Origin of the sequence: Paenibacillus sp. N3.4 (genome assembly GCF_008017805.1) — a bacterium.
Classification (GTDB): domain Bacteria; phylum Bacillota; class Bacilli; order Paenibacillales; family NBRC-103111; genus Paenibacillus_E.
The window spans coordinates 70430-95022 of the sequence record NZ_VRTT01000005.1 but is presented as its reverse complement, the minus strand read 5'-3'; the positions used below and the strand labels follow the sequence as shown (position 1 = coordinate 95022).

General features: G+C 44.2%; 24 protein-coding genes and 3 pseudogenes. 10 read left to right on the top strand and 17 right to left on the bottom strand.

Annotation, left to right across the window (positions count from 1 at the left end; translation table 11 throughout):
* Positions 1-56 precede the first annotated feature (56 nt).
* On the bottom strand, positions 57-1052 hold the full coding sequence (locus FU659_RS04780) for a helix-turn-helix transcriptional regulator (RefSeq protein WP_147946497.1): 996 nt from the start codon (positions 1050-1052) through the stop codon (positions 57-59).
* 75 nt (positions 1053-1127) lie between these two features.
* On the opposite strand from FU659_RS04780, the pseudogene FU659_RS04775 reads away from it, so the two are divergent.
* The 3 genes and pseudogenes from FU659_RS04775 to FU659_RS04765 all read left to right on the top strand — a co-directional run.
* A pseudogene (locus FU659_RS04775) lies at positions 1128-1751 on the top strand (transposase); the annotation flags it as partial.
* A gap of 196 nt (positions 1752-1947) precedes the next feature.
* Entirely contained in the window at positions 1948-2421 is a 474-nt protein-coding gene (locus FU659_RS04770) for a MarR family transcriptional regulator (protein ID WP_147946496.1), read from the top strand.
* 152 nt (positions 2422-2573) lie between these two features.
* Positions 2574-3808 (top strand): annotated as a pseudogene (locus FU659_RS04765) (MFS transporter).
* Between the two features lie 141 nt (positions 3809-3949).
* Here FU659_RS04765 and FU659_RS04760 read toward each other — a convergent pair.
* Both FU659_RS04760 and FU659_RS04755 read right to left on the bottom strand, forming a co-directional pair.
* Positions 3950-4870 carry a Gfo/Idh/MocA family protein gene (locus tag FU659_RS04760; protein ID WP_147946532.1) on the bottom strand — a complete coding sequence of 307 codons (921 nt, stop codon included), beginning with the start codon at positions 4868-4870 and terminating at the stop codon, positions 3950-3952.
* Between the two features lie 3 nt (positions 4871-4873).
* Entirely contained in the window at positions 4874-6148 is a 1275-nt protein-coding gene (locus FU659_RS04755) for an MFS transporter (RefSeq protein ID WP_147946495.1), read from the bottom strand.
* A gap of 129 nt (positions 6149-6277) precedes the next feature.
* On the opposite strand from FU659_RS04755, the gene FU659_RS04750 reads away from it, so the two are divergent.
* On the top strand, positions 6278-6835 hold the full coding sequence (locus FU659_RS04750) for a hypothetical protein (RefSeq protein ID WP_147946494.1): 558 nt from the start codon (positions 6278-6280) through the stop codon (positions 6833-6835).
* A gap of 161 nt (positions 6836-6996) precedes the next feature.
* Here FU659_RS04750 and FU659_RS04745 read toward each other — a convergent pair whose 3' ends face one another.
* The 7 genes from FU659_RS04745 to FU659_RS04720 form a co-directional block, all read right to left on the bottom strand.
* Complete coding sequence (locus FU659_RS04745; RefSeq protein ID WP_147946493.1) at positions 6997-8307, bottom strand: 6-phospho-beta-glucosidase; 1311 nt, start codon at positions 8305-8307, stop codon at positions 6997-6999.
* On the bottom strand, positions 8304-9296 hold the full coding sequence (locus FU659_RS04740) for an N-acetylglucosamine kinase (RefSeq protein WP_147946492.1): 993 nt from the start codon (positions 9294-9296) through the stop codon (positions 8304-8306). Before FU659_RS04740 ends, FU659_RS04745 begins: the two co-directional genes overlap by 4 nt.
* Positions 9293-9550 carry an ABC transporter permease family protein gene (locus FU659_RS04735; RefSeq protein WP_187273900.1) on the bottom strand — a complete coding sequence of 86 codons (258 nt, stop codon included), beginning with the start codon at positions 9548-9550 and terminating at the stop codon, positions 9293-9295. Before FU659_RS04735 ends, FU659_RS04740 begins: the two co-directional genes overlap by 4 nt.
* Positions 9511-10212: a carbohydrate ABC transporter permease gene (locus FU659_RS04730; protein ID WP_147946490.1), complete on the bottom strand. Its 702-nt coding sequence runs from the start codon at positions 10210-10212 to the stop codon at positions 9511-9513. The genes FU659_RS04735 and FU659_RS04730 overlap by 40 nt, the downstream gene beginning before the upstream one ends.
* 18 nt (positions 10213-10230) lie before the next feature.
* Complete coding sequence (locus FU659_RS04725) at positions 10231-10521, bottom strand: carbohydrate ABC transporter permease (protein WP_261807613.1); 291 nt, start codon at positions 10519-10521, stop codon at positions 10231-10233.
* Positions 10452-11141: a carbohydrate ABC transporter permease gene (locus FU659_RS35115; RefSeq protein ID WP_187273898.1), complete on the bottom strand. Its 690-nt coding sequence runs from the start codon at positions 11139-11141 to the stop codon at positions 10452-10454. The genes FU659_RS04725 and FU659_RS35115 overlap by 70 nt, the downstream gene beginning before the upstream one ends.
* 61 nt (positions 11142-11202) lie before the next feature.
* Positions 11203-12564: an extracellular solute-binding protein gene (locus FU659_RS04720; RefSeq protein ID WP_187273897.1), complete on the bottom strand. Its 1362-nt coding sequence runs from the start codon at positions 12562-12564 to the stop codon at positions 11203-11205.
* A 560-nt stretch (positions 12565-13124) separates the two neighbouring features.
* Here FU659_RS04720 and FU659_RS04715 point away from each other — a divergent pair.
* The 3 genes from FU659_RS04715 (at position 13125) to FU659_RS04705 (ending at position 15490) form a co-directional block, all read left to right on the top strand.
* Positions 13125-13847, top strand: coding sequence for a GntR family transcriptional regulator (locus FU659_RS04715; RefSeq protein WP_147946487.1), 723 nt, complete (start codon positions 13125-13127; stop codon positions 13845-13847).
* Between the two features lie 18 nt (positions 13848-13865).
* Positions 13866-14957, top strand: coding sequence for an alanine racemase (locus FU659_RS04710; protein ID WP_147946486.1), 1092 nt, complete (start codon positions 13866-13868; stop codon positions 14955-14957).
* A gap of 68 nt (positions 14958-15025) precedes the next feature.
* Complete coding sequence (locus FU659_RS04705) at positions 15026-15490, top strand: RidA family protein (protein ID WP_147946485.1); 465 nt, start codon at positions 15026-15028, stop codon at positions 15488-15490.
* Positions 15491-15555: 65 nt separating this feature from the next.
* On the opposite strand, the pseudogene FU659_RS04700 reads toward FU659_RS04705, so the two are convergent.
* From FU659_RS04700 to sigI, 5 genes and pseudogenes are all read right to left on the bottom strand, one after another.
* Positions 15556-15915 (bottom strand): annotated as a pseudogene (locus tag FU659_RS04700) (SDR family oxidoreductase); the annotation flags it as partial.
* A 108-nt stretch (positions 15916-16023) separates the two neighbouring features.
* Positions 16024-17532, bottom strand: coding sequence for a leucyl aminopeptidase (locus FU659_RS04695; protein WP_147946484.1), 1509 nt, complete (start codon positions 17530-17532; stop codon positions 16024-16026).
* 32 nt (positions 17533-17564) lie between these two features.
* Positions 17565-18632 (bottom strand): aldo/keto reductase, encoded by a 1068-nt coding sequence (locus tag FU659_RS04690; RefSeq protein WP_261807612.1) that lies wholly within the window; start codon positions 18630-18632, stop codon positions 17565-17567.
* A gap of 210 nt (positions 18633-18842) precedes the next feature.
* Positions 18843-20222, bottom strand: coding sequence for an anti-sigma factor domain-containing protein (locus FU659_RS04685; protein ID WP_147946482.1), 1380 nt, complete (start codon positions 20220-20222; stop codon positions 18843-18845).
* 24 nt (positions 20223-20246) lie between these two features.
* A complete protein-coding gene (gene sigI, locus FU659_RS04680; protein WP_147946481.1) occupies positions 20247-21029 on the bottom strand; it encodes an RNA polymerase sigma factor SigI in 783 nt (260 codons plus the stop codon).
* Positions 21030-21226: 197 nt separating this feature from the next.
* On the opposite strand from sigI, the gene FU659_RS04675 reads away from it, so the two are divergent.
* Complete coding sequence (locus FU659_RS04675; RefSeq protein ID WP_187273896.1) at positions 21227-21868, top strand: helix-turn-helix domain-containing protein; 642 nt, start codon at positions 21227-21229, stop codon at positions 21866-21868.
* Here FU659_RS04675 and FU659_RS04670 read toward each other — a convergent pair.
* Positions 21839-22468: a hypothetical protein gene (locus tag FU659_RS04670; RefSeq protein ID WP_147946479.1), complete on the bottom strand. Its 630-nt coding sequence runs from the start codon at positions 22466-22468 to the stop codon at positions 21839-21841. The genes FU659_RS04675 and FU659_RS04670 overlap by 30 nt on opposite strands.
* 176 nt (positions 22469-22644) lie before the next feature.
* Here FU659_RS04670 and FU659_RS04665 point away from each other — a divergent pair, with 176 nt between their 5' ends.
* The gene (locus FU659_RS04665; protein WP_147946478.1) at positions 22645-23430 is read left to right on the top strand and encodes a LytR/AlgR family response regulator transcription factor; all 786 of its coding nucleotides are present in this window, start codon (positions 22645-22647) and stop codon (positions 23428-23430) included.
* Positions 23431-23488: 58 nt separating this feature from the next.
* On the opposite strand, the gene FU659_RS04660 is transcribed toward FU659_RS04665, so the two are convergent.
* Positions 23489-23911, bottom strand: coding sequence for a hypothetical protein (locus FU659_RS04660; RefSeq protein WP_147946477.1), 423 nt, complete (start codon positions 23909-23911; stop codon positions 23489-23491).
* Positions 23912-24080: 169 nt separating this feature from the next.
* Between FU659_RS04660 and FU659_RS04655 the strand changes: the two genes are divergently transcribed.
* Positions 24081-24584 (top strand): DUF4912 domain-containing protein, encoded by a 504-nt coding sequence (locus FU659_RS04655; RefSeq protein ID WP_261807620.1) that lies wholly within the window; start codon positions 24081-24083, stop codon positions 24582-24584.
* The last annotated feature ends 9 nt before the right edge of the window (positions 24585-24593 follow it).

Sequence of the window (24593 nt, the reverse complement as noted above, 5' to 3'; positions counted from 1 at the left end):
AACATGTATGCATGCTTCATACACTTATCATAACCAATGTTCACTGACAAAGACGGTCAGTCAACTTTCCCAGAATTCCCTTCATGAAGATTTCCCTTGTAATACTGATGTAAATTACGCGTCACCTCCACCATCTGTTCTTTGAGAAATTGCGGCTCATTCACTTGAATCGTCCCTCCATACTGAAGCAGGAAATACGGAAGACTGTGCAAAATAGCCCCCTCTTCCAGCTTAAAATGTGCTTCTAGCCGTGAACGTTCCACCAGTCCATGACACAAAACCCAATGTCCGCAAAGATCATCGAGCGCTTGCTCTTTTCCTGTTATTCGGACGGAGATGAGCTTATCCTGCTCCGCAGCCGAAGGCAGCAGACCAGATAACAGAAATTTCCGTGCAGAGAAATCCACAGGCCTCTCAAAACGCTTCTCTGTAGCTGTAAGCGTCCGAATACGATCTACTCGAAAGCTCCGAACCTCTTGTCGAAGATGGCAGTAACCGACTACATACCATTTGCTTTTCCAATTAACAAGCCCGTATGGATCTAAAGAACGAGCTTGCGTGTGCGTGCCGTAGCCTTTTTGGTAATCGATGTTATGGGTATAGCTTTGTGCTACCGCAACTTCTAATGCCTGAAGCAGCCCTACTTGGGAGGCATCGGCTTGTGGCGAGATGACGTCCAGCCCCTTTTCATGAAGCTGAATGTAATCGAGTTGATCTTGATTCGTGTAGACTTTTAATTTGGCGATCGCTTGACTAAGCTTCTCTCCAAAAGGGTATCCCGCTTCATGAGCGAAAACGGCAGCTTGAATGAGTGCTTTTTGTTCCTCCTGATCAAAAACCAGCGGCGAATCGCGAAATTCACCAAGTAGGCTGTAGCCGCCATGATGGCCGGAATCAGAAATAATAGGAACACCGCTTGCGCACAAAGCATCGATATAGCGATAAACCGTCCGGATGTTGATTTCCAACTTATCAGCTAGTTGTTTAGCTGTTACTCGTTTTTGAGATTTCAGTAGCCATAAAATAGAAAGCATATGATCTGCTTTGGACATGCCCGTATTCCTTTCCAAGGAAATCTTTTCAAGTTTCTTCCATGATACTATAGATGGCGACAAGGATAAACTTCGTCCCAATGTTCTGAAGGAAGTAGAAAAGAGGAATGGGCGCGGCTCTTGGAACACGACGTATTCCAAGTGAACCACCGGCATGTCGTCTTCACAATCGACGAAGGATTACGTGAGGTATTCTTACTTCATCGGGAAAAATTACTCAAAGAATTTATGGATGAGGCTGTGCGGATAATCAAAGAGCATTTTGAGAAGAAGCACAAGGTGACTCCCGGCATTATAGCTGGGCTGCATACGTTTCGGTCACGTCTCAACTTCAATCCTCATGTACATATGCTCGTGACGATGGGTGGAAGAAGAAGACCGGCGATAGCGGTTAGCCGAATAGAAGAGTATGACGGGGAAATGGTAACGTTTCGTTACCGGGATGAGACGGACGGAGAAGAGAAAAGAGAAGTGATCTCCGTAGAAGAATTCATCGGAAGACTCATACGGCATATCCCGGATGAGAACTTTAAGACGATCTGTTACTATGAGGTTTACTCGCGGCGGATCAAGAGCCTATGCAAGAAGTTGGTCAGTGAATGGCAAAAAGCAGCGAGAAGATAGATTGTCAAGGCAAAGCGAATGCTAAAACGTAGAACGTGGAGTGAACGGATTAAGGAGCAGACGGGGAAGCCGCCATGTTGCTTATAATAAATATATCATAGATAATTAACTTAATCCCTTTTTCCGTGCAGGGAATGTGTACCCCTTTTCACGCTTCCCGCCTACAGGATTTTATTCCTATGAATAGAATATAGCGAGGAACAAGGTCAATTCCATTTTAAAAATAATTATTTTAATATTGTTAATGCACCAACGGGTGGGAGGACAGGCCATGAACAAAGAAGAACAGGTCATAATGGGTTTCAGGGACTTATATAACAAGATGGTTTGGCTTAATAAGGATAAGATGGAAGACAGTCTTAAGGGTTATAAGTCTTCTGAAGTACATTGCATCGAATACATTGAAAAAAATGTAGATTCCAACGTGACAAAACTTGCGGAGTCCTTTTATATGACTCTCGGTGCCATAAGTAAAATAACTAAGAAGCTCATAAAAAAAGGCCTTATCGAAAGCTACCAGAAGTCGGATAACAAGAAAGAAATCTATTTTAGGCTTACTGAGCAAGGGAAAGTAATTTATAAAATCCATGAGGACCTGCACAAAGAGTTTCAAGAGCGGGATAAAGCCGTATTTGAGCAGGTAACCGAGGAACAATTTGACAGTATGCTTAGCTTCGTGGAAAAGTATAGTAGGCATCTGGATGCAGAAATAAAGAAACTGGGTATAGATATTAAGTCGGAATAATTTGAATAATGAAAATGAAACCACAGGCAGCCGGGCTCTATTGAGAACAGGCTGCATTTTTATTGCTATCATTTTGTTGACAAGGAAACAAAATAAAATTATTATTTTGTTGACAAGGAAATAAAATAATAACTTTTGAGGAGAGAATTTAGATGTCCATCTTTAGATCACATAATAAACAGGGCACAGAACAAACCATAGATAAACACGCTTTAATATTCGGTCTTATCTCTGTGTTTCTTTGCGGAATAGGCTTCAGTATCATAGCACCTGTCGTCCCATTCTCAGTTCAGCCTTATACAAGCAATCCGGGAGAACAAGCTATAGTTGTTACGCTGCTGACCTCTGTTTATGCATTCTGCGTGTTTTTTGCGGCCCCCGTACTTGGAGCTTTGAGCGACAAATTTGGCCGTCGTCCATTGCTCTTAGTATGCCTTTTGGGTTCCGCAATCGGGTACTTAGTTTTTGGCATAGGAGGAGCTCTATGGGTACTATTTGCTGGGCGTATAATAGAGGGTATAACAGGCGGGAGCATAGGCACTATCTTCGCCTACTTTGCAGACATCATTCCTCCAGAACAGAGAACAAATACTTTGGATGGGTGAGTGCGGTTGTAGGTGTAGGCACCGTCATTGGCCCAACTCTAGGCGGATTACTTGCCAAGTTTGGTTATTCTGTACCCATGTATTTTGGAGCAGTAATAACTTTATTGAATGTTGTTTATGGATTCTTTTTTATGCCTGAGAGCCTTGCCAAGAATAATAGACTGAAAGAGATTACCTTTGTAAGACTGAATCCATTTACACAGCTTGCAAACATACTTTCCACGAAAAACTTAAATAGGCTGCTTGTCTCAGCGTTCTTACTTTGGATACCCAACGGATCTTTACAGGCAGTTTTTTCACAATTTACAATGGATACTTTCAGTTGGAAGCCCGCACTAATCGGACTTATGTTTTCAATTATGGGCGTCCAAGACATCATTTCACAAGGTTTCATAATGCCAAAGCTTTTGAAAAAACTTAGTGATAAACAGATAGCAATTCTTGGAATGGTTTCGGAGATTATAGGCTACAGTCTTATTGCAGCATCTACTTTGTTCTCGTTCTATCCTCTTCTTATCGCTGGAATGTTTATATTTGGTTTTGGTGATTCGATCTTTGGGCCTTCATTCAATGGGATGCTCTCCAAGTCTGTCGATTCTGGTGAACAAGGAAGGATTCAAGGAGGTAGCCAATCTATTCAGGCTTTAGCAAGAATGATTGGGCCTATCATTGGAGGTCAAATCTATGTATCACTTGGTCATGCCGCACCCGCTTTTATGGGTATGATCCTTATAGCAGCGGCAATACCAGTTTTATATAAGAGAACGCATGTAAATATGTAAATACTTACTTTACATGGAATGACAATGCAATAGAGCAAACCCCGAAAATTTATAAATTCTATAATGTCAAGGATCAACGACTTCGCCGTCCTACTAAGAAAAACACCCAATCTCTAGGAGATTGGGCTTAGATGATCTTATTTATATAGATAATCGTTCAACCAACTGATGCGAGCTTAGAACCAAATCCCCGCGGATGCTGCAAGCGTTGGGATTGTCTATGCTCTCCAAAAAATGCTGAACAACTCCGGCAAAGCCACGACGTTCCAGCACCGTATCCCAACTGCCAAATGAGCGGATTCGCGGTGCTGCCCCCATTTCATAAAACACAGATGTCTCTAGATTCGTTACTTCTACGGATCTTCCGTTTCCGTGCAGCTCGATTTTTTCCAAATCAATGCCTGCCAGTCTTACCATACTATAATTGCCGAGCGAAGAGCCGAATGCCAGTGTTCCTGAAGCGTGCAGTAATTTTCCTTGTTCATTTACTTGTTGGTTATATGTATGAATTTCATAGGGGCTTTCTCCCATCCATAACAAAAGGTCCAACATATGAATGAGATCGTCGTAGAGCGTTTCCTTGGCGCTATGTCCTTGCTGCTTAATGCGATGCTTGACTGCTGAACACCAGTCGAATCCACCAGCTTCTTGCAGCCATTGTTTAGCTTCGATGTAGAGGGGTGCAAATCTGCGATTGAATCCTGCCGCCAGCAAAATACCTTTTCGTTCTGCATAGGCAGCCATCTCCACGGATTGCTCCCAAACATAGGATAAAGGCTTGTCCACATAGACAGCTACACCTTGCTCTAAACATTTCATCGTGATCTCATAATGCGTAGGAGTCGGACTATGAATGAACACGGCATCCAATCCTTGCGCTAGCAGCTCCTCCAGCTTCGTTGTTCCGTATGGAATGCGATATTTGTTTTTCACACGTTCAACCGTTGACGGTGTAGAGCTCATAATCCCAACTAGATCTACTTGTTCATTCACCGACAGCAGCGGTAGATAAACCTTTTGTGCGATGTCGCCAAGACCGACTAAAGCAACTCTTTTTTTAATCATTTATGCTCCACTCCTTATTTGTTTGCCTAATACCAATCGTCCTACCAACAATCCAAGCACGAGTAAAACAGCGCCCACCAGTGTCGATACTCCATATATTTGTATCCACATAGGTGAATCCGAAATAAGCGCATACACTTTTCCGCCAAAAATAGGACCAAGGAATGCTGCAAAGCCGGTTATTGCCGAGTAAGTTGCTATATACATCGGACGCTCACTCTTTGGCGTATCTCCAATTGTAAATGTAAACACCATTTGATTGAATCCGCCTAATCCTACTCCGAGCACAATATGCACGACGTATAACACAACAATGGCTGGAATGAAGGCTATCGCCCCCCAAAGCAAGCAAGCCAAGGCAATAATCGGCAATGACCATAACAGCAAGGTTTGAGCACTGTAACGAGTATTGAGATTACCCCATACATAATAGCTGGCCATCATGACCAATGTATGCACCACAGTAATGAGCGAAACCGTCTCATAATTAATTTGCATAAGTTTCAACATGACGTAGGAGAAGAGGGGCACCGTGATCCCCTGTACGAATAAAAAAACAGCCAGAAACATAATAGCGTTGAGGAAAGTGCGATCTTTCAGTGGCTTACCGATCATGCCCACCGGGTTCGTAGCCGTCGAAGGCTCAAATGGCGGGTTAGGATATAGAGTGAAAGCCAAAATGTTTAAAACCACACAAACGCCACAAATCATAAACAAATATGCAAAGCCTTGACCACCGGGATAACGATCCAATATTTGTCCCCCGACAAAAAGCGCCAGTGAGCTTACTCCGCCTAATATCGTATTCCGAACACCAAAATAGCGCCCCCGTACGGGACCTGGCACGGCATCGCTGATTAAAGATGTCCACACGACACCACCAGCAGCATTGCCCAAATGGGCGGCTGTATATAACACCATATACATAATTACCCATAGATCTTTGGGGAAAATAAACGGGATCAACCCAACAGAGGTCCATAACAACCGGTGTGAGGAAGCGAAAATAAGCAGGATCAATTTGCGATTTCTGAATTTTTGCATCATCACAGCCATGACAATTTGGATGACGTTGACGACCGTTGTAATCGCCAGAACAAAGCCGATCTCCGTTGATGTAGCTCCCAGATATAGCAAATATCCGGTCAGGAAGGGTCCTCCCAATAGTTGAAAAATAATAACGGCCGGAAATCCCTCAAAGGTAGCCACAAGTAAGCTTCGCCGGTTAGAGGATATTTTTTTCCTGGGTTTACCAAATGCACTTAACAATTTCATAGGGTGTTCTCCTCAATTACATGCAAATGTCGAAATGGCTGATCTTACAGCTTACAATATGAGGCCTGGTTATGTTAAAATAGTTCTGTCTACCTAATCTATCATGTCAGGCGGGAACATTGTATCGTTATGAAACCAAAAACATTTGGACTCCTCATAAGCTCGTTACTCTTTTTGATTTTCATTGTACTCTCTCTTCTATTCCAGTCAACCACTTATTTATATGTGGCTAGCGTGTGTCCTCTGCTAATCGTTCCTTTTCTGCCTGATATTCGGACCAGCCAGTTTATTAAGCCTAATCAAGCCAAAGGCGCTGTCCGACTGATCAAAATGGAAAACGCGGATGCTGCGGACTCAGATTTACTGGTTATCCTGTTTGATCCTGGTTATGTGAATTGGAATCGAGCCAAACTTTACTTCCATCTGGATGATATTATGAAAGATGTTTATGTAAAGCCAGATCCATTTGCGGCAACAATGACTGTACTGAAATTTGACCTACTCTTAGATCGCAGCAAGAAAAACTGGATTGGGATCTCCCTCGCCCAGCTTGAACAGCGAACAGAGCAGCTTTCTTATACAACAAATGAAATCAATCGTCTGGTTATAAGCATGTCAGACTTAAGTGAGCTATTGCTCATGCCTCACTCACGCCCTACAGCAGCGGGTCAAAGTATCGGCGCTTAACCGAATAGTCCTGCGAACGAGAGAAGTCCCAACCTAGAAATCATCTAGTCTGGGACTTCTTTTTGTTTATGGCTTTTTCAAAGGCAAAACAAATAGCGTCGGCACTTCCTAGCCAACGCTGTTTGTTTTATTTAATTGTAAAGCACTTGCTCCTCTTATACTTAGAATTGAGGTAAATATTGTTTATTTTCCGCAAGAATGTCATCCAGCAATGGCTTTGCAATATCCACAGAACCAACGAGCGGATGAATGGTTAGTGCCTGAAGCGCAGCATGGTAGTCACCTTTAACCGCCGCTTCGACCGCAAGCTCTTCATAAGCTTTGACAACCTGCAAAAGACCGCGAATTTTGGCATTCATCGGTGTTGTGATTTGCACAGGTTTCGCGCCATCTGAGCTGATCACACAATTCACTTCGATTGAAGCATCGTTAGGCAAGCTTGGAATCGTGCCATTATTTTGGACATTCACAATTTGCACGTCTTTCTTATTGTTGTAGATGGAGGAAATCAAGTTGAGTGCGGCTTCTGAATAAAAAGCGCCTCCCCGCAGCTCCAACTGCTTCGGTTTGATCGCAAGATCCGGATCTTTGTAAAGCTCGAACAGCTCGTGTTCAACTTGCTTCACGATTTCCGCACGGCTTCCTTTGGTTTCGATTTCTTCCAACTGCTTCTTCAACATTTTTTCTTTCATATAATAGTAGCGATGATATCCGCATGGCAAAGAACCCAAGGATTGAATAAATTCTTGACTCCAGGCGAATCCAGGGATATTCGTCATCGTAAATTTGCTTTCTCCTGAGGCTTGGAACAAAATTTCGTCTGTGCGATCCTCGCCATCGACGAAGATTTTGGTCGTCCAGTTCAAATGATTGATGCCGACCATTTCAATATCAATCTTGGACACGTCCACATCCATTAAACCGGCGATTTGCATTTTGGTTTCGATCGGTAAATTACATAAACCAATGGTACGTATTTTGGAATATTTAAGCACAGCTTCTGTAACCATCCCGGCTGGGTTCGTAAAATTGACCAAGAACGCATTCGGGGCAAGCTCTTCCATATCCTTACAGATGTCCAAAATGACCGGAATCGTCCGCAATCCTTTGGCAAATCCGCCAGCACCTGTCGTTTCTTGACCAATACAATTGTATTTGAGTGGAATGCGTTCATCGCGGCCGCGTGCCTCCAACAGACCTACACGAAGCTGTGTAGTTACGAAATCAGCATCCTTAATGGCTTCGCGGCGATCAAAGGTCAAATGGACTTGGATCGGTACGTTCGCTTTCTCCAGCATTCTTTTTGCCAAATTACCAACGATTTCAAGCTTTTCACGACCTTCTTCAATGTCCACCAAATATAAATCCTTGACCGGTAATTCTTCATAACGTTTAATAAAACCTTCTATTAACTCAGGCGTGTAGGATGATCCCCCGCCAATAACAGCAATTTTCAAATGTGGTTTCTTCATGATTCATATCCTCCATTTACAGTAAATTTCCGATGTATCTCTTCACTTGTTGGGATTTGCAAATGGTCCATGGCTAGCAGAATCGCTCCATATACAGGAGCCATTTCGGGAATAATCAATTCAATTTCTCCATTTTCGAGTTCCAATGTCCTGCGTAATTCATCCAAAAGAATCGGGCTTCGCCCCTTCTGAATGACACTGCCTACCAGCACAATCGGAATCGGTTGTTTCTTGAACCCGCCAAGCTTGCGAATCACAGCATTGCCTGTGATACCCAATTCTCTGCCCGCTTCCTTCAACAGTTTAATGGCCAGCAAATCCCCTTCGTTGGCAGCTTCATGCAGAGAAACTGTAAGTCTACCCTCGCGGATTTGGTATATTTCTCGATCCAAGAAATCGTTAATCAGATCTTCCATATGGCTGAATCCAAAGTAGTTAAGCAATTTATCCGGCAGTATGGACGGAATTTCACGGCCTTCCCAAGACCTAACCGCTGCTCGAAACATCGTAGTCGCCATATAATTAGACCCAAGGGAGTCGCCATACAAATAACCGATGCCCCCCACTTGAATACTTTCACCTGCTTCATTCCTGCCCGCCGCGTTCGTTCCGCTGCCGCAGAGAAGCACGACGCCAACATTGTCGGGACTCCCCGTCCGCAGACCCTCCATCGTATCGCATACCATATCCCAACGATTGAAAGGAAGTGTTGCTAAGGCAGGCCTCACAATCTCGTAATCTCTTTCGCGATCAAGGCCTGCCATGCCGTATTGAGCAAAGGCGATATCTGCGTGAGACAGCCCCGCGGCTTGCAGCGCTTGATCAATCGATTCCTTGATATGAGTAAGCGTCTTTTCGATCCCAACAACCTGATGATTGCTTGAGCCTGAAACGCCGCTGCTGATTTTATCTCCTAGGGCGTTGACAATAACCGCATAGGTCTTGGAGCCCCCGCCATCAACACCGAGAATATAGGTGGAATCGCTCATTCTTTCACACCTCCGGCTGTAATGCCTCCGATAATATATTTATAGAGATACAGTGAAATGATAACGGGAGGCAAAGATGCCAAGAATCCGCCTGCTGTCATGGAACCCCAGTCAATGCTATGTTTGCCAACGAATTCCGCAATCATAATGGGCAATGTTTTGGACGCATACGTCTGTGTAAAGGCATTCGCGAACAAGAATTCATCCCAAGAATTCAGGAATACGAAGATGGCTGTTGCCGCAATACCCGGCATCGACAAAGGCAAATGATGCGAAACATCGTTCCGAATCGACTGCTTCCATCCACATAGGACGCTTCTTCAAGCTCCTTTGGAATCGTTTGGAAATATCCCGCCAAAAGCCATACAACATAAGGCAAACTAAATGAAGTATAGGAGAATACTAGCGCCCATACAGAATCTAATAACGGAGGTGTTTGAAAGAACACGCCTGTAAATGGAATTCCCACCTTGATGCCATCGCGAATGATGATATACAGAGGTGTAATAATGCTAATTGAAGGCATAATTTGCATCGCCAATACGACGAATAAGCCGGTTTTTCGAAATGGAAATTTAATTCTGGAAAAAGCGTAGGCCGCAAAAACACCGACAAATATAGAAATCACCGTAACCAATACCGACACGACGATACTATTCTTAAGCGCACTAACAAACACTACTGCATTGCTTCCGGTCAACAAACCTACATAATTTTTCAAGGTTGGCGCGTGCGGAATAATATGTCCATTAATCAGTTCGACTTCTTGTGAAATCGAAGATAAAAAGAGGTAGACAAAAGGTCCTAGCGAACAAACCGTCAACACGATTAAGCCTAGCCACAAATAAAATGGCGAAAACAAATCCGTGCTGGACGCCTTGAACATTCGATCCCACTTACTTTTCTTTGGGTGCATGCTTCCACCTCCGGGTTGCTAATCTTCTTTTTTATTCAGTAACCGTATATAAATGATAGCCAGAATAAGAATGACAATGGCTGTCATCCATGCCATGGCTGATGCCTTCCCAAGGAAGAAATACCGAAACGCATTATTAAAGGTTAAGTACGAAACGGAGGTCGTTGCATCACCGGTAAAGACCGTTAACACATCGTAAACTTTAAAAGCACCCATTGTTCGCAGAACAACCGCCATCATCATCGATGGAATAAGCTGTGGTACGGTAATATACCGGATCTTACTCCAGAATCCCGCTCCGTCCAGCATGGAGGCTTCATACAAATCGGAAGAAATGGATTGCAGACCTGCAAGTAAATAATCGTGATAAAAGGCGTCATCTTCCAAACATCCGCAAGAACAACAAAGTAAACCAAATGACTGGAATCTGCGAGCCATACCGGATTAACATCAGGCGCAAGAATATGAAGCTGATGCAAAATGACCGTCAAGCCACCGTATCCCGGCTGTAAAATCCACTCCCAGGTTAACCCATTAACCAACGTCAGCAGGGCCCAAGGAATAATGATAACCGCTCTAAAAAAAGATCTTCCCTTAAAATTCTGATTAAGCAGCAGCGCGCTAACAAAACCGAAGATCAGCTCCAAGACGACGGAAAGCAGTGTAAAAACAAGAGTCCGATTCATCGCCAGCTGGAAATCTGAACTCTGCAGGACATCCAGATAATTTTTGAATCCGACAAAATAGGAGTCTGAACCATCCATGAGATTGTAATGGTAGAAGCTCCAAATAATCGTTTGATACACAGGATATACAAACGTCTTCACTAACAAATAAGCAGTAGGTAAAATGAATAATAGCGCCAACAGCACATTTTTCTGATCGTTATTTAAGGATATCTTTTTTTTGGCTCTATACGTTTTATCCATATATCCTCCTTATGGAGAATGCTGCGGCTAGCCCATTTGAGCTAACCGCAAGCCCCCGTTATCATTTTCCAGATTCAGCAATTGCTTTTTCAACTTTTTGTACCGCATCGTTCAAGGCATCTTCCGGTGTCTTTTGGCCGAGCAGTGCTTGATGCAGATCGGCTGCCAGGATGTCAGACCAGTTCACATAACCAGGAGCATTCGGACGATCATGACCGTAGTTGAATTGCTCGGAGATTTTGCCAATTGTCTTCGTCGAATCCGCCGCTAAGAGCTCAGGATCTTTATACAAGCTTTGCAGAGTTGGATACTGGCCTTCGATTTTGAACTCGTCCAGTTGGTACTCTTTTTCGCCTACCCATTTCAAGAAAGCAAGAGCCGCTTGCTTATGTTTACTGTTTTTCATTAAAGCAAGGCCTTCAGAGCCAGTAACTGCTGAGGAAACGACGCTTCCTTGACCTGGCATTAAGCCAACATCCGTCTTGTCCACGACACTGGATTTAGTGGGGTCGTTCAAATCAGGGTAATGACCTTCCCAAGCGCTAATCATGGCTAGCTTGCCTGCCGAGAATGCGCGGGTTACATCAGACTCGGACCATTGCAGACTCGCAGGATCTACCGTTTTGTCCTTGTTAAGAATATCGACCATATATTTCAATGCATCTAAGCCGCCGCCTTTGTTGAAAGATGGCTTACCATTACTATCGAAGAATTGCCCGCCAAAGCCATAAACCAAGCTTACATAATCGGTGATCAGGGCTTCAGATTGTTTCCACGACCAACCGGATGCATAAATGCCGTTAGCGGTTAGCTTCTTGGAAGCCTCACGGAATTCATCCCATGTTTTCGGAGCATGATCAATACCGGCCTTCGTCAACAGGTCTTTGTTCCAATACAAATGCTTGGTGCCTGAATACCATGGCATAGCAACTAAATGTCCATTATAAGTAACAGACCCAATCGATGAAGGCGTATACAAACTTTGAACATCTTTAGGAATGACATTTGTTAAGTCCTCCGCCAGATTTCCCTTGAGAAATTGCCCGGCCCAAATCGTATCCATTTCGACAACATCCAGGTCCGTAGAATTAGACAACGCGGATGTCGTTATTTTCGAATATAAAGAGTTATAATCGACTCCCATAATATTTACTTTAATTCCGGTCTCATCCGTAAATTTCTTCACCATCGCGACGCGGGGGCTTTCTGCTCCTTTGGAAACAGCCCAGAGAACGTTAATTTCTTGGCCTTTTAATGAAGGGTCACTTGTTTTGTTCCAATCCAGGGTGCTTGCTGTCTGTCCTGTTCCGCCGCTTCCTTTGTCTGTACTTTGAGCAGGACCCGAATTAGGCGTTCCCGCACATCCAGCAAGCAATACCAAACTCATCGCAGAAACCGTTAACACTTTCCATTCTTTCTTCATACGTACACCTCCGAATAATAAATGCATGAACTGCATGATGTGTTGCCTTGATCCGTACAAAAGAAGGGGATTTTTTGAAGCAATGAGCATCACCTTCAAATATGAATTCACTTATTCATATTAATGTAATAACAAATTATGCCAATATGCTTCTTTTTCTTGTGTAAATTTGGTTATCCCCCTCCAATCCCCCAATAATTTAAAATAAATTTCATTCATTCATACTGTTGTTGTAACAAATTTTGATACAAAACTATTTGTTTTTTGATCGTTTAGCTAATCCGAGTATATTACGTCCCTTCGAATGCGTCAACTATATTCACACACATTTTTTTTGAAAACAAATGAAAACGTTGTCCTGACTGGTTTTTTTCTTATATGTTATATTACATGACACATACAACAATTAATTCGTTATATTATGCTTTTTTACAATCAATTATTTGTATGGAACATTCCTCCTGTTAAGCATACTTTTGCAGAAAATCGTATTGTTGTTATAATAACATAGTGGTATGATGGTTCATGATGAAGGTAAGTTATTATTCGGAGGTTTGACCATGGACATCAAAAAAGATGGCGTAGCGCTTTATTATACAGTGAAGGAAAAGCTTCATGAAATGATTGAAGAAGGCAAATATATGCCAGGGCAGCAGTTCCCCACAGAATCTGACTTGTGCGAGAAGTTCAGTGTCAGCCGAACGACGATCCGGCTAGCTTTAAATCAGCTCAAGCTAGAAGGTCACATTTATCAGGTTCAAGGTAAAGGCACATTTGTATCCTTGCCTAAAGTGGAGCAATCAGTAGCTCCCTACCGCAGCTTTAAAGAGCATTTAAAGGGGCGCGGACAACAAATCGAGACCAAGGTTATTGAACTTACCGTCGTTTCGGCAGATAAACGATTAGCAAAAACGTTGAACATTGCCGAGCAGGATGCGGTCTTTCGTTTGGAAAGAATCCGATATGCGGATGATATTCCTTTATTGTTTTCGATTACCTATATTCCATGGAAGGTAACGCCCGGACTTACAAAGGAAGAGTGTACCGGCTCCCTTTATGCGCTAATGAAAGACAAATTTTCTGTACAGTTGTCTCATTGTGTGGAATCCATGGAGCCCATACTAATCGATGAAGCTATCGGCAAGCATTTGAATGCTCCGACCGGAGCTCCAACCTTTCTCCTCAATACCGTTACTTATTCCACAAACCATACACCTGTGGAATATTCACACGAAATATTCCGAGGCGATCGCGCCAAATTCACATTCGAACGAAAATTATAAACGAAAGGTGACCTTTCTATGCAGCCGGAAACGCCTTGTCTTATCGTTGATACGAGCATCATGAGGAACAATATACAAACCATGGCCGACAAAGCCAAGCCGTATGGCGTTCACCTTAGGCCTCATGCCAAGACCCACAAGCTTCCTTCCATCGCCAGGGAACAGATGGACGCTGGCGCCATTGGCATTACCGTAGCCAAAATATCCGAGGCTGAGGTTATGGCGAACCATGGAATTGATAACATATTCGTCGCTTATCCGCTTGTAACCGAGTCCAAAATCGAGAGAACGATCCAGCTAAGCCGCCGGATTCACCTCATTGTGGGCGTAGACAGCTATGTCGGAGCCACGCAGCTATCCGTGATGGCCCAGAAGAACAATTGTACGCTTCATGTGCGTCTGGAAATCGATACCGGGCTTAAGCGCACCGGCGCTCAGTACGAGCAAGCCTTACAATTGGCTCAATATATTCAAGGTTTAGCTTCTCTGCAGCTAGACGGGATTTTCACGTTCCGCGGCGCCTTGTTGGACGGCTTACCGACCCTGGATTTGCAAAGCGCCGGCATTCAAGAAGGAACCTTAATGGTCAAGCTTGCCGATGAAATGAGAGCGCAAGGCATTCCCATTCATGAAGTAAGCGTCGGATCTACACCTACAGGCATTTATGCAGCCGCCGTTAAAGGTATTACAGAAATTCGTCCAGGCACTTATGTCTTCTATGATCAGATGCAAACGAAATTGGGTGTTTCGGCCCTGAGTGATTGCGCAGCGCACATAATGGCCACTGTGATCAGCAGACCATCTGCTGAATATGCCATCATCGACGGAGGCAGCAAAACATTCGCAACCGATGTTCAACCTGGTACACATCCCTTACAACTGCAAGGCTTCGGCTACATCTTGGAGGAACCGGGCGCTGTATTGGAAAGACTTTCCGAAGAGCATGGCATCCTTCGTCTGTCTCCACAGTCTTCTCTGCAAATCGGTGATCGTATCCGTATTATTCCTAACCATATTTGCAGCACATTAAACCTTCATAATCAGTTGTATTTCAAAAACAGTGATCAATTCACAGAACACCCTATTTTGGCGCGCGGCATGTTGGAGTAGACATTGTTGCCAGGCCACATGCATGCTCTAACACCCCAACAAATAATGAATGGATGAGGAGAGTCAACATGTCTATTATTGAAAACCGCTTAAAAGAACTAGGAATCGAATTATCCCCAATCGGTGAACCCAAATTCAGCTACATCCCAGCCAATCAAACCGGTAACCTGCTTTACTTATCAGGCCAAGATTGCCGTATAAACGGCACGCTCATGTTCGAGGGGAAGTTAGGCAGTGAACTGACCATCGAACAAGGCCAACAAGCGGCAAGACAGGTCATTATTAATTGTCTATCCGTGATGAAGCATCATTTAAAGGATCTCGATCGTGTTGTCAAAATCGTCAAAATGCTTGCTTTTGTAAACAGCGCCCAAGGGTTCAGCGATCAACCCTATGTCATTAACGGAGCATCTAACTTGCTGATTGAGGTTTTTGGAGAAAATGGCAAGCACGCTCGCTCCGCAATAGGAACCAATGAGCTTCCTTTTAATACGCCCGTAGAGATTGAACTTATTGTTGAAGTTAGAGAATAGACGCTTGTGTTGCCATGCAAAAAAGCCCTGAGTAGGGCTTTTTTTCGTGTGCAAGCATCAACTTTCTATACATCTCCTCCGTTACTGCGTATCGTTTGACCGGTAATCCATTGAGATTCTTCGCTGGCCAAAAACAGCACGAGGTTTGCAATATCATCAGGTTCCCCTAGGCGTCCGAAAGCATTCATTTCACGGATACCCTCAATTTGCTCCTCCGTCTTACCAACAGCGAATAGCTCAGTGTTTACCGGCCCTGGGGCAATTGCATTAATCGTAGTAATACCCTTTGGACCCAACTCTTTGGCCAATTGACGAGTAAACTGCTCTACGGCTCCTTTCGTTCCTGCATACACACTGTAGGTTGGGAACATTTGACCAATAACTGACGTAGAGAAATTGATAATACGACCGTTTTGTTCCATATGATGAATAAAAAATCACCCCCTATTGAGTGCCTGAACCTTCATGAATTTCATGAAAGTGTTACGCTAACTCAAAAGCGAGGTGATTTTTTTAAACACAATTTGCTATTTTTATTTTAGCGCCTCACCGCATAAATAAGCAGCTAAAGTCCGAACCATCACACCTGTTGCCCCTTTGGGCTCGATCCCTTTGTCCGACCAAAGCCAAGCGGTGCCGCCAGTGTCCAGATGAATCCAAGGCAGTTCTTCGGCAAAATAACCAATAAACAGTCCGGCAGTAATCGCTCCTGCCCAGCGATCTGAGGATGTAGCGTTTTTGATATCCGCGACATCGCTCTTCAGCATGGCCCGGTATTCCGGATAGTTCGGAAACTGCCATACTTTTTCCCCGGCATCAGCGGCTGCTTGCAGCAGCGGCTTCAAAAACTCATCATCGTTCGTAACCGCGCCGGTCGCTACATCAGCAAAAGAAATAAGGACAGCACCTGTCAATGTGGCCACATCAATAAGATGAGTAGCCCCCAATTGCCTGGCATAAGTGATACCTTCAGCCAAGATAATGCGGCCTTCTGCATCGGTGTTCAGTACCTCAACGGAATGGCCGCTAAGCATGGTGACGACATCACCAGGGCGATATGCAGCACCTGATGTCATGTTTTCTGCTGAAGGGATAACCATAACGAGATTCACTTTAGGTTTCAATTGCCCTACGACATGCAAAGCCCCCAGCAAGGTGGCAGCGCCACCCATATCGCTGATCATCTCTTCCATGCCGTCGGGCTTTTTCATCGAGATCCCGCCGGTATCGAAGGTCACGCCCTTGCCGACGAGGCCCAGCACGTCGGCGGAGTCCGGATCACCCTTATACTGGAGGGTGATCATGCGCGGCGGGTTGGCGCTGCCCGCGCCAACTGCGGTAAGGCCGCCCATCCCGCGGGCGGCAATCTCGTGCTCGTCCAGCACTTCGCAGGCGAAGCCGTAGTGCTGGGCGAGCCGTACGGCTTCCTCTGCAAGGGAAGCCGGAACGAGCTTATTGCCCGGAAGATTCGTCAGATCCCGGGCATAGTTCGTGCCCTCCGCAACCGCCTCAGCGGTTGCGATGGCCGACTCCAGAAGCGCTGCATCCGCAGCCGCTTCTGTGAGCAAAACTGCCTGGCGCAGCTCCGCGCGCGCAGGCTCGTTCTTCCGGTACGCCGCGATGCGGTACGTACCGAGCAGCAGCCCTTCGGTCAGCGCCGAGGCGGCTGACCGGCTGTCGAAGGCGCTTGGCAGCTTCACCGCCAAGCGTTCGAGCCGCAGCGCGAGCGCCTCGCGCGCTGCAAAAACCGCGGCTGCGCGCAGCGTATCGCGGTTCGTGACGGGGCCGAGCCCCGCCACGAGCACGTACGCGTACGGCAGCAGCCCATGCGTCGGCAGCGCCTCAAGCTCTCCCGAGGCGCCCGTGAATATCCCCTTATCGCGCAAGCGCTGAAGGGTCTGATCCAACTGCGGCTGACCCAGAATCACCTCTTGGCTCAGGTCAAGCTCACTCAGGCAGACGAGTAACCCGTCTGCCCCCCACTCATTATTCGTATACGACTTGAAGATCCCCGTCGTTATTTCCGTTGTTTTAGCAAACATATGTTATTCTCCTTGCTCTTCTAAAGCACGAATTAGTAAAAAGATGCCGCCTTCTGCACAACCGACTGCATAGGAAGATGATAGGGACATTTCTCTTCGCATAGTGGTTTTTCTATGCAAGGCTCATAATCGGCACACCCTATTATTCTATCCTTTTGTTTTTGGAAAAATCCGTCGCCCTTTGGCAGCAACCCGAACTTCTCCCGGAATTTACTGGCAATCATCACATCGGGAATCGAAATTTCCAATGGACATGAACAGTAGTTGCAACGTCTGCAATCGTGCTGCCCCAGTTCAACAGCTAACTGTTCAAGCTCATGACGCTCTTCTGCGCCTACCTCAAGTTCTTGTGCAGCCAGATTCTCCTGCACTTCCTTCACACTGACCATCCCGGAAATGGTGACATGCACATCTTGGCTGTAAGGATAACGAATCGCTCTGTCCACTGGCTGAATAAACCCACCGGACAGCGGCTTCATGGCCACCTTCATCAAACCCATCTCCGTCGCTTTTGGAATCAATTCTTCCAAAGCAAAAGGCTGCGCTAAATTCAAATGGAACAAAATTTGAGAGAATTGCCCCTTCGTAATCCATTTCGCCAACAAATCCGGACGATGTCCGGAGATACCAATAAATCTGACTTTCCCCTCACGCTGAGCCTCAAGCGCTGCTTCATAAGCCCCGCCTGCATCCATCGCTTTTTTATACTCACTTACATAATTGACATAGTGAATTTGCAACAAATCCACATGATCCGTTTTCATCCGCACCAGACTGCGCTCAATCTCGGCTTTCGCCGTTTCATAATCCCGCGCTCCCGTCTTGGTAGCCAAGAAATACTCGCTTCTGCGATGAGATATGCACTCACCTATAATTTCCTCACTGTTCCGATAAGCGGCTGCCGTGTCCATATAGTTAATGCCGTGATCCAAGGCATAATTTAATGCTTCTCTCGCTTGCTCTAAAGGTACACCCGGAAGATTCATGGCACCAAATCCAAGTGAAGATACTTTATAGCCGGATTTGCCAAAAGTTGAATAACGCAATACCGAAATCTCCCTTCCAAAACCAACTAATTTGATAATTGCATATACAATCATTGTAATACAACTCAGCAGTACGTGCCATGCATTCATCCATGGCAAGTGCAATCCGCGTGAAGGAGGGCCTATCGTGCGAAGATCGCTTTTAAACTTTTATCTGCTATGAGCTCTCTGGAATAGCATAAAAACAAACACCCCAAAAGCTCCTCTCGTTAAAAAACGAGCTTTCGCGGTGTTTGTTTTGACTTTGCATTTGCCGATTCATTTCTAATCATCGTTAGAGTTGCGCTTATTTCCGTCTTTATTTCGATTGTTGGAATCCCCATGTGGATCTGAGCTTTTCTCATTATCCGTTTTGGGTGTGGGGCTTGCCTTTGCAGTTGGCTTTGCTGTGGGTTTGCTTGTACTCGTCGGTTTAATAGTAGGCTTTGGAGTAGGTGATGGCTTTTTCGTTGGATCTTTCTCGTCATCGCCTTTTCCATCATTCTTACCATTGCCATCATTCTTATTGTCATTCTTGTCATTCTTCGACCCTAACGTAGCCGTTGGTTTCTCACTTGCCTTTGTATTCGTATCATTCTTACCGTTTTTATCGTTCTTGCTGTTATTACTGTTATTACTGTTATTACTGTTATTACTGTTATTACTGTTATTACTGTTATTACTGTTATTGCTGTTATTGCTGTTATTGCTGTTGTTCTTATCGCTTTTATTATTTTTATCATTCTTGTTATTCTTGTCATTGTTACTGTTTTTAACATTTTTATCGTTTTTCTCTTTATCCGACTTCTCATCTTGAATTTGCTGTATCTTTTCACTAAGCTTACCGGATTTTTCTTCATCGATCAGCTTTTTCAGAGACGCTTTATCAATCGGTTTGTTCGGTTTAACCAGATTTTCAATCCCGCCATTGTCTTTGGCAAGCTGATGGATTGAAACAGTCTTAATATCATCTAATGACACTTTCGCACCATTATCTACCGCATTGAGATATACCGCGTATTTCCCTGCAGAAACGCCGCTTGCTTTGGCTTCTTGCCTTACTTCTTCAGGTGCCGCAAATGCTGTCACTGCATAATTTTTCACTTGATCAGGATGTGTTTGCTCAATATGCTTATTGACCTGCTCTTTAAGTTTGGATGCAATGGTTTCATCATTTAACGCGGTGCTGGGTTCAACGATAGTGGAGCTGATAATAATATCGCCTTCCCCCCTAGCTAGCGCTCCTTGTTCCGCTTTATCGAGTATTTGGGACGTGACATCCGCCAAACTCTTGCCTTTGAACACCAACGCTTGGATCAAGTCAGCCCCGTCGGTATTTAACCCTCGCAAATCCTGAACAACTTCCTTACTATCAATACCCATTTCTATACTTGGATTAATATCTATCGTCACGTAGGCAACAACTTGACCGCTTGGAACACCACCTATCAAAGATGAAACCAAGGCAAAACACAATACGATGACGGCTACGAGTCCCGATGCAATAGCCATTTGCGGAACTCGCACACGCTTGGAAGGTACGAACAGAATTTCTTCGCCTACTTCACAGTTCCTCGTTCCCCTTGGAAGCTTATCAAATCGGCCGTCTGGATTCATGACAATAATGGAGTTCTCGCTTAATTCCATCACGATTCCCTTATTCATGGCTGCTTCTCCTTTCTCCTCTGCCTACTCATCTCGCATATGTAAGTAATCCCGTAAATAAGGGTAGGGACCGTTATAGATAAGGGCAATGGCTATTAAGTACTTGCGGTTTCGCTCCAACGTTTTTCTGGAAACCTGCACCTGCTCAAGCAGCTCTTTAATGGGCAACTGCCGCTTCGTCAGAAGAGTGCGCATAAGTTCTGCATCCTGAGATAGCGTATGACCGATGCCGAACAACATTTGTCTGGAATCGTCATGTTTAGGTGATATTTCTGCAAGTACGGCAAAATTGATATCAAAATCGCTTAAACATCGACTAAAATCAATGATCTCACTCCGCCGTTCCTCGATCCCCTTCTGCTTCTCATAGGCTTCAATCGCTTGATGAACTTCAATCGGATTAATTAAATTATCTTCTTCATCCTCCTGATCGAATGAACTGTAGGGTATCTGCCCTTTGAAACGCTGCTCTTTGCGTAAAAAATCAATAAGTCTTCTTCGCATGACCGTTTCGGCGAATCCCAGGAAAGATCTCCCCATCACCGAAGAATACTGATTAATGGCTTCGTTAAAAGCACCTAAAGCAATACTAAACTCGTCATCCCTCGCGGGATCGATGTATCGTTTACAGAATCTACTTGTAACCTTTGCCACATAGGGCTGATAATCAGTAATGAACTGATTCCGAAGTCGTAGGTCTCCTGCTTGTATTTGATGTATGGTTACCTCTAACGGAGAGGCGTGGGCATCACTTTTTCCACTGGATTCTTTCTTCCCGAGGAATTTTTTAAATAGTACCAGTAGCACCGTTCCACCTCACAATATAGTAGTTTCGTCCCTATCTATAACAATTCGGGGGGTATGAAGATATGACAGAACAAATAAAAAGTACATTTATTATAACATACATGGCCAAATCATCACCAAATGGCAAATAAAACCTTTAAGCAAGGTTTTATTTTAACGACGAATCCGCTACAATTATGGCATGGGAGGTGTTTCATTTGGAATTAGGCAATAACTTTGGACAGTTTCTCGAAACACTGCGCGGTAAAATGTCCTTGCGCAAAGTAGCAAGTAAAAGCGGCTTGTCTCATGCTTATATTAGGGACTTGGAACTTGGACGTAATCGTACCACGAATGAGGCCATCAAACCATCCCCTGACACCTTGAGAAAGCTATCGCATGCCTATCAATACCCATATACGGATTTGTTAATGAAGGCAGGCTATTTGGAGGAAGCATCCGCTTCGCAAGCATCCCTGCAAATCCGCTTGGATCTTGTATGGTACGTTGAATTTGGCATTAAACACATTACTTATTATACACAGGAAGGTACAACAGAAGAAAATGTGGAATCCCTTGTAGCCTTCACAAGTTTTATAGAACAGCTAATGGATCATGATTTTATCAAACTGGATACTCATTTATTCGTTAATTTGAACAAAATAAAAAAGTATGCCCCCGCAGAAGGCAAACTTTACTTTCATCTCTATGAAGAAGAACCTTGCGTCACACTTGCTGCATTACCGCAAAAAAAATATCACCAAACACTTCTTGAATATGAAGCTCGAAATAATGGTCTTGCAATTGAAAATGATTCCAGTGCGCCTTTGTCATCTTTGAAAGCCAAGTTCCTTACTTAACATCACATATAGGAAAAGAACAGTTGCCATGCTTAACATTTGGAACGGCATGAGCGCGCTGATCACGTTATCTGCATAAGCCTGACGGAAAACAATCCCAAGAAAGACCACGATAATGAAAAGATATAAACCTATATTTGCCTTCGAAAGAGGAAGGGTTGTGTAATTCGTCAAGAAAGTAAATCCGAGCCTTCGTTTAATCAAAACCAAGAGAACTCCACTTTTGGCCAAGAGGGTGAAGAGCAGCATGAGATTAAGCGTGAGTGGACTCTCTTCCATTCCTGCGTAGGCAATAAGTTGTGTCATATCACAAAAAATAAGTACGCCCGTTGATGCGATGACCGAGCAAATGTAACCCGATAAAGCAATCAGAATCGCGGGAACAATGCTGAATTTCCAGACTGTAACCAATAAGATGCACATGATGCAAATATATATAATGGGCCAATTATCGAATAAAGTAAGAAGTGTACCTGCCAGTGCAGCGATCCATACTTGTTTCAAGTAAGGCTTCCATTTTAGTCTGAACAAGGTCAGTGCTAATAGTATCATAGCTGCGAAATCGATAAACGTAAGGATAAATTTCACCCATGTAAACAATTACATTTCCCTCATTTCTAAGTCAGCAAAGACGTAGCATGCGTGATTGAGTCCATACTTTAATTATACATGAGAGCAGCTTTTTTTTCTTCAACATGGACTAAGTTGGCTGTTACTGAACCTAAGTTGTCACCTTGTAAGAGGGATCATGCGCGAAATGATAGGAGCGAGGAAGTATGAGTCACCTTTTCACGGTTGCCATCGTGGAAGATAACTATTGGGCCGGTAAATTGCTGGAAAGTTACTGTCAACAATGCGGGCTGAAAGTCATTTCGATTGCTTCCGATGGCGAACATTTCATTCAATCCTACGATCAGCTGCAGCCTGACATATTGCTTGTGGATATTGGTTTAGAAGGGAACTTAGATGGCATATCCATGGTCCAGTCTTTAAGAAAGGACGGCTACCATCAGAAAGTTATTATGGTAAGCGGTACGACAAATATTGACCATGTGTTAACAAGCTTTCATGATTTAGGTTCCCTTTATTTTCTGTCTAAACCTGTCATGCTGCCCAAGTTTCAAGCTGCGATTAGGAAAGCGGTCGCAGAAATCCAATTAGAGCGGAGCCAAGCCGTTCAAGCACCAAAGCCTATGGCAACAACTTGGATAACTGTCAAAAATCAAAAGTCTCAGCTGCCGATTTCGGAGGATTCCATTCTTTTCATCGAAAAGGAAGACAAGCGTTTAACAAGAATCCATCTGGCAAATGGAGCGCATATGGAATCCAGCTCAAATTTATCTGACATCCTGGCCCAAAGCTCACCCCTTATGTACAATCCCTTCAAGGGTTTTCTGATTAATATGCGGTATGTCGTTTCGTATGAGAAAGAAAGCGGATTTCCCACTTCGCGAAGATTTCTGATTCATTTGAAACATACGCCAGTGAAAATCCCTTTGAGCAGAAATTTGCAGAAAGAGTTTGCCAAGCTGCTGCAAGAACTCCATTCGGAGCATAAATAGCAAATAGCCATCTACCCTTCTGCAGGAAGGTAAATGGCTACGCTATGGGACCAATCCTCTAGATTCGTTTAGAGGTTTTTTTATTTTTCAGCTTATCTCTGCGTACGCTAAGCATTTTTAAGCGTTTCATCAGCTGCTCTTCCCATTCCGTATCCTGAATGGATTTAGCGACACCCAGCAGATCGAGCGCCATATCGATTTGGCTGCGAACTATATCTAAAGGTTCTTCGCCTTCATGATTCACACAATTGTCATGCAAGAGATGGTCCTTGCCATCAACATATTCCTGAAAATCAACCTCGGCTGCCCCGTCTCCATGTGCATATTCCGCTAATATCTCGTACTCGTTCTCTACAAGATAATGAACCTCTATACGGTGACATACCGGGCAAAATAGTATGGGCACATTGTGAATTTGTGTACGAATGTGCTTCAAGGTTCCTTTTGTTCCAATCATACTGGCTCCACAACAAAAACTCATGGATATCCCTCCCTATTCGTATACCCGGATTAATTCAATATATTCGCCATAAATGAGCGAAATTCCTCTTTTAGACGAACGCTAGTTTTTAGCAATCTACGCATATTTTTCTTGGTTTAGGCGCATCCTTAAACAGTCAAATGTTAGAAAGAAAAGAGGAATCACTTTGATGGCTTTGCCTGTCGCGGGATTCGAAGTTCCCGATCGATACAACAAGGACTTACTCCATCTTATGGTGCTGGATGCTCATTCGCTCTATGTTTATTGGGAAATCAGCAATAGAAGGAGATGGCTTCTCTCCCAGCACTTCGCATGCGACTATGGTGCGCTTCCTAAAGTCATACGCATTTACGACGTGACGGATATTTATTTTAATGGGAGCAATGCTCACGGTTATTGGGATGTGACCACACAGCAGGATGCTGCGCAGGCATTCCTGTATCAGTTGGGTGCAGACCGCAATTTCCTCGTTGATATCGGTACATACACAGCCGAGCATCAATTTATCCCGCTTCTTCGCTCCAACAGTGTCGCAACACCCAAGGCTGGGGAAGCTGAATGGGGAGAAGCGATCCAAAGCGTAATTACCGAAGCTCAAACCGAGAGTGTCTTCAATCGAATAAAGCCTCACTATTTTGAAAATATACAAACTTATTCCCCTTACGCGAGGTGATGATATCCA